At 47.1% G+C, this 12386-nt stretch carries 8 protein-coding genes; all 8 read left to right on the forward strand.

The genetic code is table 11. From position 1 onward, the window contains the following. Nucleotides 1–579: 579 nt before the first annotated feature. Nucleotides 580–909 carry a hypothetical protein gene (locus QUA03_RS07060; RefSeq protein WP_039887994.1) on the forward strand — a complete coding sequence of 110 codons (330 nt, stop codon included), beginning with the start codon at nt 580–582 and terminating at the stop codon, nt 907–909. A 198-nt stretch (nt 910–1107) separates the two neighbouring features. Then, a complete protein-coding gene (gene psbB / locus QUA03_RS07065; protein WP_333210814.1) occupies nt 1108–2637 on the forward strand; it encodes a photosystem II chlorophyll-binding protein CP47 in 1530 nt (509 codons plus the stop codon). Between the two features lie 143 nt (nt 2638–2780). Then, nucleotides 2781–2876 carry a photosystem II reaction center protein T gene (locus tag QUA03_RS07070; protein WP_006635641.1) on the forward strand — a complete coding sequence of 32 codons (96 nt, stop codon included), beginning with the start codon at nt 2781–2783 and terminating at the stop codon, nt 2874–2876. Nucleotides 2877–3071: 195 nt separating this feature from the next. Continuing rightward, nucleotides 3072–3629, forward strand: a complete 558-nt coding sequence (gene nrdR, locus QUA03_RS07075; RefSeq protein ID WP_333051824.1) for a transcriptional regulator NrdR — start codon at nt 3072–3074, stop codon at nt 3627–3629. Nucleotides 3630–4269: 640 nt separating this feature from the next. After that, a complete protein-coding gene (locus tag QUA03_RS07080; protein ID WP_333210816.1) occupies nt 4270–5406 on the forward strand; it encodes a 30S ribosomal protein S1 in 1137 nt (378 codons plus the stop codon). Nucleotides 5407–5805: 399 nt separating this feature from the next. Continuing rightward, nucleotides 5806–7215 carry an adenylate/guanylate cyclase domain-containing protein gene (locus QUA03_RS07085; protein WP_333210818.1) on the forward strand — a complete coding sequence of 470 codons (1410 nt, stop codon included), beginning with the start codon at nt 5806–5808 and terminating at the stop codon, nt 7213–7215. A 233-nt stretch (nt 7216–7448) separates the two neighbouring features. Then, on the forward strand, nt 7449–11663 hold the full coding sequence (locus QUA03_RS07090) for a chemotaxis protein CheB (RefSeq protein WP_333210819.1): 4215 nt from the start codon (nt 7449–7451) through the stop codon (nt 11661–11663). A gap of 163 nt (nt 11664–11826) precedes the next feature. Beyond that, nucleotides 11827–12210, forward strand: coding sequence for an endonuclease domain-containing protein (locus QUA03_RS07095; RefSeq protein ID WP_333159538.1), 384 nt, complete (start codon nt 11827–11829; stop codon nt 12208–12210). Nucleotides 12211–12386: the final 176 nt, after the last annotated feature.

Below are 12386 nucleotides of genomic sequence, written 5' to 3' on the forward strand. Positions count from 1 at the left end.
TTAAAATCATGTTTCAGGTTGACAGGCGCACGGTATCTCAACCGTACCATACCTCCCCGTGCAGTTCGGGGCACCTTGTCTCTGACAGGCGCACGGTATCTCAACCGTACCATACCTCCCCGTGCAGTTCGGGGCACCTGTCATTTAATACCATTATATAGTATAGTAAAAGGTTTGGTCAAATATCGAACGCTCATAATTGGGGCATATTAATTGAGATTAAGATTATGCGATCGACAGCCAGCGACCAAAACAGGAAAATTACCACAACCTTAGTTAGTACCACAATATACATTTGAATGTTTAGAACTTTCTGACCCAAGCGAGGCGCTGTGAGGAGTATTCCTTCTCGAAATACTAGGAATTCCACTCGACTTGAAAAATCTAAGATTGGAAGTTTTACCGATCGACCAGACCGAAACTTATCTGACAATGCTGTAGATTTACCCAACAGCTTGCAGATTACCTACATCTTCTCTACTCTTCCTTCGCACCCTTCGCGCCTTCGCGGTTCAATCATTCCGTACTATTGCAGTTTTGCGCTATGTTAGACAAAAAAATCTCAACAAGCGTACACAAGTGAAATACTTCTTCTTATCCGACGGCTGGAAAGTTGGGCGCGTTTGGGGCGTGGGCGGCGAGTGGAGTCACGCCGCCTGGAGGCGGGCGCCGGACATCCAACAGCTCAACCTCTGTCTTTCCGATCGCAACGAAAAAATGTGGCTCTACCGCGTAGAAGACGCCGTACTCATGGTAGAAGTCCAACCAGCAGTCCGTCCCGATCCTGCCGATCCCGCCAAAAATATCGGCAACGTCACCCTCACCAGACTGATCGATGCCGAGCAAGTCCTCGAACGCCTCGGGACGATCGCCGCCCGCTGCGAAATGGGCAACCCGCAACTAATGTAATGCTCAACATATTGCAATCGGTTCTAACACTCGATACACTTCTTTAAATAACTTTCATTTTTATGCCTCCACCTTTGAAGGTAGATGGCAGTCGGCAAAAGGCAGAGTTTAAACCCTGCAGGTAACTGCTGGGGATTAAGAATCTGATTTTTCCGTAAAAATAGACATCATCACTTACACCTTGGAGAACCGCAGTCAATGGGACTACCCTGGTATCGCGTACACACAGTCGTCTTAAATGACCCAGGCCGATTGATTTCTGTACACTTAATGCACACTGCCCTCGTGGCAGGTTGGGCCGGCTCAATGGCCCTTTATGAACTAGCAGTTTTTGATCCCACAGACCCAGTTCTGAACCCAATGTGGCGTCAAGGGATGTTCGTGTTGCCCTTCATGACTCGCTTGGGAGTTACGGGTTCTTGGGGTGGTTGGAGCATCACTGGCGAAGGTAACGTCGATCCGGGCTTCTGGTCCTTTGAAGGCGTCGCTGTCGCTCACATCATCCTTTCGGGCCTGCTGTTCTTAGCAGCGGTTTGGCACTGGGTATTTTGGGACTTAGAACTTTTCAGAGACCCTCGCACCGGTGAACCAGCCCTCGACTTGCCAAAAATGTTTGGCATTCACCTGTTCCTCTCCGGCTTGCTCTGCTTTGGCTTCGGCGCATTTCACCTTTCGGGACTTTTTGGCCCGGGAATGTGGGTTTCCGACCCCTACGGCCTGACCGGTCACGTCCAGCCAGTGGCACCTGCTTGGGGCCCTGAAGGCTTTGACCCGTATAATCCGGGTGGCATCGTGGCTCACCACATTGCAGCGGGCGTAGTCGGCGTAATTGCCGGTTTGTTCCACTTGACAGTGCGGCCGCCGGAACGTCTTTACAAAGCCCTGCGGATGGGAAATATCGAAACTGTACTTTCTAGCAGTATCGCTGCCGTTTTCTTCGCAGCCTTTGTGGTTGCGGGTACGATGTGGTACGGTTCTGCTGCTACTCCGATCGAACTTTTTGGCCCGACTCGCTATCAGTGGGACAGCGGCTATTTCCAACAAGAAATCGATCGCAGAGCTCAAGCTAGCTTGGCCGGTGGTCAAGGCTTCCAAGAAGCTTACGAACAAATTCCTGAAAAATTGGCTTTCTACGACTACGTGGGCAACTCTCCTGCTAAAGGCGGTTTGTTCCGGGCCGGCGCGATGGTCAATGGCGACGGTATTGCGAAAAGCTGGCTGGGCCATCCAGTATTTACTGACAGCGAAGGTCGGGTATTGTCGGTTCGCCGCCTCCCCAACTTCTTTGAAACTTTCCCAGTAATTTTGACGGACAAAGATGGGGTCGTTCGCGCTGACATCCCCTTCCGCCGTGCTGAATCAAAATACAGCTTTGAACAAAGCGGAGTTACCGTCAGCTTCTACGGCGGCGAACTTAACGGTCAAACCTTTAATAATCCTCTAGATGTTAAGAAGTTTGCTCGCGCTGCTCAAAAGGGTGAAGTATTTGAGTTCGATCGCGAAACCTTGAACTCTGACGGGGTGTTCCGCACTTCGACTCGCGGTTGGTTCACTTTCGGACACGTTTGCTTTGCTTTGCTGTTCTTCTTCGGCCATATCTGGCACGGTTCTCGGACTATTTTCCGCGACGTGTTTGCTGGAGTTGAGGCTGACTTGGAAGAACAAGTCGAGTGGGGCCTGTTCCAAAAACTGGGCGACGTGACCACCAGAAGAGAAGAACCTCTCTAAATTTTGCCAGCCTCTGGCTAGCCGGGAAACATCCCCGGTGTAAAAAAACCCGGTTTCTTCAAGAAACCGGGTTTTTTTAGTTAATAATAAAACCAACAATTAAGATAAGATAATACGGCAAGGGAAGATAGGGAAAATTTAACATGGAAAGCGTTGCTTACATTTTGATTCTGGCTTTAGCCATAGGCGTACTATTTTTTGCGATCGCCTTTCGGGAACCTCCCCGGATTGGCAAATAATTAGCTATACGCCTCCAGCAAGTCCAAAATATCTTGAACCGGACTGCGGTTAGCCCGCATCATAGTGATCTAATTTGGTGCGGGACTATTTCACCGCTGTGTGCTAAGTGATTTTTTCTAGTCCAGCCATTCATCAGACCCCAGGCGGTTAGATGAATGGCCATTTGCTGGCCATGCCTTTTAAAATCAGCAATCATGCGCTGTTCCTCCTGCCAACACACAAATAGTCGCGTTTTAGAATCGCGTTCAGCCGAATCAGGTCAAAGCATCCGTCGGCGGCGTGAGTGTTTGAACTGCCAGCACCGCTTCACAACTTACGAACGCATAGAATTTGTGCCGATTACGGTGATCAAGCGGGACGGCAAGCGCGAATCTTTTGACAGGTCAAAATTAGTTAGGGGATTGATTCGGGCCTGCGAAAAAACCGGTTTGTCTTCGGGGCATCTCGAAACTCTGGCAGAAGAAATTGAGGCCCAACTCCAAGGTCGATCGCTCCGAGAGATCGCCAGTTCAGAAATAGGGGAACTGGTGCTGTTGCACCTGCGGCCGCTCAGCGAAGTCGCTTATGTCCGTTTTGCCTCGGTATATCGGCAATTTCGAGGCATCCGAGATTTTGTAGATACCCTAAATCACCTTCAGAATCCCCTCAACGAAGCTGAAGATACAGAAACAGGGACAAATTTTGACGCAGATTTGCCGGATTCCGAAGCAGTCGATCGAGAAAGCCCAGCATCCTGTGCAACTCCCAGCTAAGCTCGCTTAAATTAATTTAGAGAAATATTCGCTTGAGATTGAAAACCGTGTCCCGATGAAGGCCCGGAGGAATAGCGACTCAAGGGACTCTCATTCGAGCGAGTGTTCTTTTTTCTCAGTAACAGTGCTGGGTGTGATATGATCGTCATCGGTCTAAAATAGAGTATAACTAGACAACGTAAAAACTTAACTGGATTAGTTGAGTGCGTAGTCACACCTAACGGTGTTGCAGTTTAGGAAAGCTCGCATTTGAACAAAACCTAACTAAAGCTCGGTGACTAATTAAATACGGTAGGACATACCGAAATTTACGCTTCTGGAGAAACCGACCTCTACTTAGACTGGAGTAATCCTGTCGCCAGCAAGTCGGCTCGTTGAACGAAGAATCTCAGTTTATTTATACCTGAGAGTGTCAAAATAGTCTACTTGACTCGGAATGTTAAGATTCAACGTTTTAACACAGAGTATGGAGTAACAGTAATGGCAAGCGCTGGTGTGCAGTTGCACCTGGCAAAAGTTAGCGAAAACTGACTTTAGTAAAAGATTTTGAAAAAAGTTAATCGCTTTTTCACCAAAATCTCGAATATCTGCCGGCACAAACGAAAAACATGAAGGAGAGAAATCCTAGGAAACTATTCGCATGGTCAATCTCAAAACCACAGTCAAAGACATCGGCTTTACTCACGAAGATTTTGCAGCCCTACTTGATAAATATGACTATCACTTTAGCCCGGGCGATGTAGTAGCGGGTACAGTTTTTAGTATAGAACCGAGGGGCGCTCTGATTGATATCGGTGCTAAAACAGCAGCTTACATTCCCATTCAGGAAATGTCCATCAATCGAGTGGAAAGCCCTGAAGAGGTATTGCAATCAAACGAAACCAGAGAATTTTTCATTCTAACCGATGAAAATGAAGACGGACAATTAACCCTGTCCATCCGGCGCATCGAATATATGCGGGCGTGGGAAAGAGTGCGACAACTGCAAGCAGAAGATGCCACAGTACGATCGCAAGTATTTGCCACCAACCGCGGCGGCGCACTCGTGAGAATAGAAGGCTTGCGAGGCTTTATTCCCGGTTCTCACATCAGTACCCGCAAACCGAAGGAAGAATTAGTCGCCGAAGAATTACCATTAAAATTCTTAGAGGTAGACGAAGACCGCAACCGCCTCGTGTTGAGTCATCGTCGCGCCTTAGTTGAGCGCAAGATGAACCGCCTCGAAGTTGGGGAAGTCGTCATCGGTACAGTACGCGGTATCAAGCCTTACGGTGCCTTTATCGATATCGGCGGCGTCAGTGGCTTGCTGCACATCTCGGAAATTTCGCACGATCACATCGATACGCCTCATAGCGTTTTCAATGTCAACGACGAAGTGAAAGTGATGATCATTGACTTGGATGCCGAGAGGGGCCGGATTTCTCTCTCCACCAAGCAGTTGGAACCGGAACCGGGCGCGATGGTCAAAAATCGCGAATTGGTATACGAAAAAGCTGAGGAAATGGCAGCTAAGTTCCGCGAGAAAATGCTGGCTCAAAAGCAAGCTAAAGCAGGCATAGACATTCCTGTAGACTCAACTGATGCTGATGACTTCTCCGACGAACTCGAAGATGTACCCTCAGCAATGGAAGAGGATCTGCCGGAAGTAGCACCCGAAGCAGCACCCGAAGCAGCACCCGAAGCAGCACCCGAAGCAGCACCCGAAGCAGCACCCGAAGCAGCACCCGAAGCAGTATTAGATGTAGAGGAAGAAATCCCTCCTGCGACAGAAGAATAACATCACAGTTAGTGTGATTAAAAGAGGGAATTTTCCCTCTTTTTTTTTGAGTTAGTCATTAGTCAGTAGTCATTAGTCATTAGTCATTAGTCATTAGTCGCTGCTCGGTGGTTGACAATTCCCAGTTGCCAATTCCCCATTCTTAATTACCGAGATTTAACCTATTTCTGTAGACCGATGCAGCGATCGCACTTTGAATCAAAAAAAGTGGCAGCGCGATCAATCTGCCTAAATAAACCTAGCCTTTACGCTGCTAATTTGTTAAGATTTACAAACATCAGGGACCTCCGCACAAGTGCAAACTCATCAGCATTGTCAGGCAAAAACAAACTACACAAGCAAATTACACAAAATAATACTTAGAAATTTCTTGCCCTGACGCTCAAAGGCAAGTGGATCATGAACATCGAACTATTAAAAGAAAAATTAGAACAGCTAAAAAAACGTCCCAATTCGAGCAAAGGAACGATCGACCAAATCGAAAACTGGTTAACCGGTTCCCACATTTTGCAGAGATTGAGAATTAATCCTTACTACGTAGCAGGCGATACAGTCAAGAATGTTAAAAAAATTACTTCCGAATTTCTGCACGGAGTGAAAGCCGGCGTCTTCGACTTGCACTGGGATATTCACTGCCCCCACTGCAACATGATTACAGAAGAATTTAAAGATTTGGCAGACACATCAGAAATGTCTTTTTGCCCGATGTGCGATCGCGAGTTTAAAATTGATTTGCTCGATCGTGTCGAAGTTACTTTTTCCCTGAACAAAGAAATCGAAGACCCGCAACTGCGGCCCGTCTGCGCTCCCCCTCCCGTACTCCAGAGCAAACTGCAACTGGTAACGCCTTTATACTGCACCGAATCAGAGATTGTCACCTTAGAAGAAGGTAGATACCGCTACTGCTGTCCCCTAACTTTAGCTAAAGGGATTTTAAAGGTTGAAGGCGAAGAAACAGAAGCCATACAAGAAATTAAACTCCAGCAGTTAGCCGGCCCAGATTTTGACAAAAAAGAGCTCGCCGTGCGTCCGGGAAAAGTTAAGCTTGAATTAACTAATACCGAACACAATTTGTCCGGGCTGATTTTGCATTCAGATCAATTGCCCGATGAACTGACATTAGAACAACTGCCCCTGCGGCTGTCAGGAATGCAACTGCTTCATCACCCGGATTATAAGCGTTTGTTTGGCGATCAAGTAATATCGGAAAGAGAGCGAGTCAAGATTCGGGCGATTACTATTATGTTTACTGATATTACCGGTTCTACCAGAATGTACGAAACACTGGGAGATACCAAAGCTTACAATATTGTCCGCGATCATTTTGAAATTTTCTTTGAGTCGATCGAGAAATTTGGCGGAAAAGTAATTAAAACCATCGGCGATGCCGTCATGGCTTCTTTTATCAGCAACGAACAAGCAATTATGACAGCCACCGATGCTGTGGCTAGTTTCAGGAAATACAATTCAACTCGCCAACAAGCAGAGTGGATTCAAGTCAGAATTGGTATTCACCGAGGTACGGCTTTGCTCGTAAATCTCAATAATTCGATCGACTATTTTGGCTCCACAGTCAACAAAGCTGCCAGGATTCAAAATCTTTCTAAAAGTGACGAAGTTTCGTTTTCCGAAGATGTTTACAGCGACCAAGCATTTTTGACAGCATTAAAAGCTGCTGGAGTGTCCGAAATTCACAAACGAGTTGAAGATTTAAAGGGCATACAAGGCGCACAAGTCGCTTATACTGCTAGAATTAATACGGAATCAGTAATCCCGCTGTCTGCTACACTTGTCGCTAAAAAAAGCTAAGTAGGTAAACAAATATAAGTAGTTATTGCTAGCCTCTCGTTACGATCGCCCCAACAGCAGATAGAGTTGTTCGATCGCGCTCAGAAGATAATGACTCCAACAGTATACTTACTCATTAAATGAGTCGCATAATACCTATAACTTAAGGTATACTTAAGTATAGTACGGGTTCTTCAGCGGCACCTTGCGAGAACTGTAGGTTGCTGAATAGCTGAAGTCCTCGACTTCATAGCATGACTTCTCCTCAATTATCTCCAGAAAATACACTCGAAGCCATCGCACCAGTCGCCCTCGATTGCGAACAATTAACCGAAACCGATGCCCCCTTTCCCATTGTTGGGATTGCCGCCTCAGCAGGAGGGTTGGAAGCATTCACGCAGTTACTGAGCCATTTACCGAGCGATACGGGTATGGCGTTTGTGCTGATTCAGCATTTAGACCCCAATCACAAAAGTCTGCTGAGCGAGATTCTCGCGAGAACGACGCAAATGCCTGTTAATGAGGTAGAAGACGGCGTAGCTGTAGAACCCAATCAAGTCTATGTTATTCCGCCGAACACCAAGATGGTGGTATATAAAGGCGTGCTGCAACTATCACCGCGCGAGAAGATTTATGGCAAATATATGCCGGGAGATGCGTTTTTTACCTCATTGGCGATCGATCGGGGGCACAAAGCGATCGCCGTAGTTTTATCCGGGGGAGACGGAGACGGTTCACTCGGGCTCAAGGCAATCAAAGCAGCCGGAGGCATGACTTTTGCTCAATGTCAAGACACAGCAAAATTCGATAGTATGCCGAATACCGCTGTTGCCACAGGAAATGTCGATTTCGTTCTGCCACCGGAAAAAATTGCCGAGGAACTGGCAAACTATAGTCACAATCCCCTTCTCACTGGCCCGCTTGCCATGACAAAAGTTGAGGAATCGCCCGAACACGGAGATGCCCTGGCCACTATTTTTGCGCTGCTGAAATCCACCACAGGCGTTGATTTTAGCCAGTACAAACCCAGGACGATCGCTCGACGCATCCAGCGACGGATGGTGTTGTACAAGCTGGAAAGCTTGAATGATTACGCCCAACATCTTCGATACAATTCGGCTGAAGTCACAGCCCTGTATGAAGAAATCCTGATCCACGTTACCAGTTTCTTCCGTGACGCCGAAGCCTTTGAAAAGTTAAAAGAACTGGTTTTCCCCACGATTACCCAAAATAAATCGGCCGAAACTCCGATTCGGATTTGGGTGGCGGGATGTTCGACAGGTGAAGAAGTTTATTCGATCGCGATTTGCTTGTTAGAGTTTTTGAGCGATCAAGTCATCCAGCCACCGATCCAGATTTTTGCCACGGACATTGGCGAACACGCTATCAACAAAGCGAGGTCTGGCGTCTACTCAGAAAACCAGATGGTAGATGTTTCACCAGAACGACGTACTCGTTTCTTTATTGCCGAAGCAAGAGGTAGCTATAGAATCAGCAAGGCAGTCCGCGAACTGTGTGTATTTGCCCGACAAGACTTAGGCAGCGACCCGCCTTTTTCCAATATCGATTTAGTTAGCTGTCGCAATGTGCTGATCTACTTGGGAGAGTCATTGCAAAAAAAAGTGATGCCGATTTTCCATTACAGTCTTAAGCCAACGGGCTTTCTCCTGTTAGGCACTTCTGAGAGTACCGGAGAATTTTCCTACTTGTTTACTTCAGTGGATAAAAAGTCTAAAATTTATGCCAAAAAGTTGACTGCTACTCGTCCCAATTTTTCGTTTACGCCGAGTTCATATCCCGTCGCTAAAGCACGTGAACGGGAGGAAGTGAAAAACAATTTTACGGATAGCTTGGATTTACAACAAGAAACTGACCAACTGATTTTAAATCGATATGCCCCAGCCAGTGTGGTTGTCAACGAGCAGATGAAAATCCTGCAAGTGCGGGGAGACATCGATCCTTACTTGAGAGTGGTAGCTGGAACGCCCGACTTAAACTTGCTGGCAATGGCAAGGGCAGGCTTGCTGGTTGAGCTTCGCACCGCGATTTATCAGGCACAAACGGAGAACGTAACCGTTAGGAAAGAAAGGGTATTGCTTGAATCGGGCGGACGATCGAGTATCGTCAATTTTGAGGTGATTCCGTTCCAGCCACAGGCGGCCGAAGGACGCTACTTTTTGGTGGTATTTGAAGAGGCTTCACCTTCGGTGCTTAACTTCAGCACTCTCCCTTCTGAAAACTTCGAGCAACCTGATTTAGTGCGCGAAATTGAGCTGCTGAGGCAGCAACTTGCAGCCGCTAACCAAGAAAAAACTGCGGCTCAAGCCCAACTGCAAGCGGTGATCCAGGATCAGGAAAGTCTCAACCAAGACCTCAAAGTTGCGAACGAAGAAATCCTATCCAGCAACGAGGAGTTGCAAAGCACCAATGAGGAGTTAGAAACTGCCAAAGAAGAGATTCAAGCCACTAATGAGGAACTCACTACCACTAATGATGAACTTCGCAGCCGCAATATTGAACAAAGCCTGGTCAATAACGATCTGATAAATTTGCTTTCCAGTATCAATATCCCTATCTTAATGCTGACAAACGATTTACAGATTCGACGCTTTACGCCAACGGCACAGCAAATTTTTAGTGTGATTCCTACAGATGTTGGACGACCCTTTAGCGACATTCGCTCAACTCTGAACGTTCCTAACTTGGAACAGATGATTTTGGAGGTGATTGATACTCTCCAGACGAAAGAACAAGAAATTCAAACTTTATCGGGATATTGGTACAACCTCCGCATTCGTCCTTACCGGACAACGGAAAATCAGATTGACGGTGTGGTGATGGTTTTGCTCGATATTGATGCTCTTAAACGCAGTGCCAGAACCTTGGAGGAGGCCCGAAATTATGCTGAAACCATTGTGGAAACTGTGCAAACGCCTTTAGTCGTCCTAGATGCTGATTTCCGAGTGAATAAAGCAAATCGATCGTTTTATGAAATGTTTCAGGTTTCACCGTCAGAAACAGCAAAATCTTCGCTATTTGAGCTAGGCAACGGGCAGTGGAATATCCCCCAAGTGCGATGGATTCTGGAAGATATTCTGGTTAGTGATGTTCAGCTTGAAAACTTTGAGTTGGATCACCTGTTTGATAAGATCGGGCCCAAAACCATGCTGCTGAATGCTTGTAAACTTGAAAGAGAAGATCAAGCTTTAATGATTCTGTTGTCGATCGAGGATATCACGCAGCGCAAGCAGTTGGAGACAGTACGATCGCAGTTATTACAGCAGGAACAGTTGGCCCGCCACCAGGCAGAAACCGCCAACCGTAGTAAAGATGAATTTCTGGCGAATCTCTCCCACGAATTACGCAATCCTTTGACTCCGATCCTGGGCTGGTCACAAATTCTGCGTTCCGGGAAATTAAAGGAACCAGCCGTTACTAAGGCTTTAGAGGTGATCGAGCGCAGCGCGAGGGCGCAATCTCAGTTAATCGAAGATATCCTGGATATTTCCCGGATTACGAGTGGCAAGCTTCAACTGTGCATTTGTCCGATCGATCTGCGGTTAGTGGTGCAAGCTGCGCTGGAGGGGGTGCAATTATCCGCCGAAGCCAAAAACATTCAAATTGTTTCGCAGTTGATTCCTACGACTGTTTTAGGGGATATCAATCGCTTGCAGCAAGTTGTGTGGAATCTTCTGTCTAACTCGATTAAGTTTACTCCGGCGGGGGGACGAGTGGAAATCCTGCTATCGACGATCGAGAATCATGCTCAACTTCGAGTCAGCGATACGGGAAAAGGCATTGGGGCACAATTTTTGCGGTATATTTTCGATCGTTTCCATCAAGGCGATTCCAGCAGCGTTAAAGGGAATCAAGGGCTGGGATTGGGTTTGTCGATCGTGCGTCACCTGGTTGAATTGCACGGGGGAACGGTGCAAGCCGAAAGTCCGGGTGAAGAACAAGGAACTACAATGACTGTGAGATTGCCGTTGCGATCGCTACCTCCAGAGTTGACATCGGTGATCGATTTAAAGTCAACTGCTTTGGTAGGGCCTTTAAACGCCTCTAGCGATCGCGTCCCCTCTCTAGAAGGCTTGCACATCTTAGCCGTAGACGATCAGATCGATACCCGCGACTTTTTACAATTTGTGCTTGAAGGCTACGGGGCGGAGGTTTTGGCAGTTGCATCTGCCAGAAGTGCGATCGCTGCTTTGACTGAAAATCCGGGCAGATACGACGTGCTAATCTCCGATATTGGAATGCCAGAGGAAGATGGGTATTTCTTAATTCGAGAAGTGCGAGCTCTTGCTGCGGAAGCCGGAGGAGAAATCCCCGCAGCGGCGCTGACTGCCTATGCGGGCGATAAAGAACGCGAAAGGGCGATCGAAGCTGGTTTTCAAAGGCATATGGTTAAGCCGATTCAGCCGGTTGTACTAGGATTAATGGTGGCTAATTTAGTAGGACGATTTTAAATATTTTGGAGTGTTGATTTATGATGTTTGAGATTAGATTAGGCAGTTAAACTCTTGTCCCCCGGAGATCCCCCTAAATCCCCCTTAAGAAGGGGGACTTTGAGTGCTTCATGTCCCCCCCTTCTTAAGGGGGGTTAGGGGGTATCAATCCAAGATTAGGAGGATGATGACCAAATTAAACGACTCGAATTTCCACCTACCTTACAACCCAAAACTCATCCCTATCGCCAAGGAACTTCGGAAAAATCCAACTCCAGCCGAAAAGAAACTTTGGGAAGATTTTCTGAGAAATTTCCCTTTTAGAGTTTTGAGACAGCGACCGATCGACAATTTTATTGTAGATTTTTATTGTGCTGCTTTAAGATTGGTAATTGAGGTTGATGGCGAGAGTCATTTTACTGAACAGGGGAAACAATATGATGCGGAAAGAACAGGGATTTTCGAGGGGTATGGACTGCAAGTTGTCAGGTTTACGAATGTTGATGTGTTGCAGTGTTTCGAGGGAGTTTGTCAGGAGTTGTTGGGTGCGTGCGATCGTCATTCTTAGGGCTAGACCTCCCCTAAGCTTCCTTAATAAGGGGGGGGACAAGAGTACGATCGATCTCGTAATAGTTAAGGCCAGATCCCCCCTAGCCCCCCTTAATAAGGGGGGGACAAGAGTACGATCGATCTCGTAATAGTTAAGGCCAGATCCCCCCTAGCCCCCCTTAATAAGGGGGGGAC

It is taken from the genome of Microcoleus sp. S36b_A4 (assembly GCF_036700645.1).
Taxonomy (GTDB): domain Bacteria; phylum Cyanobacteriota; class Cyanobacteriia; order Cyanobacteriales; family Microcoleaceae; genus Microcoleus.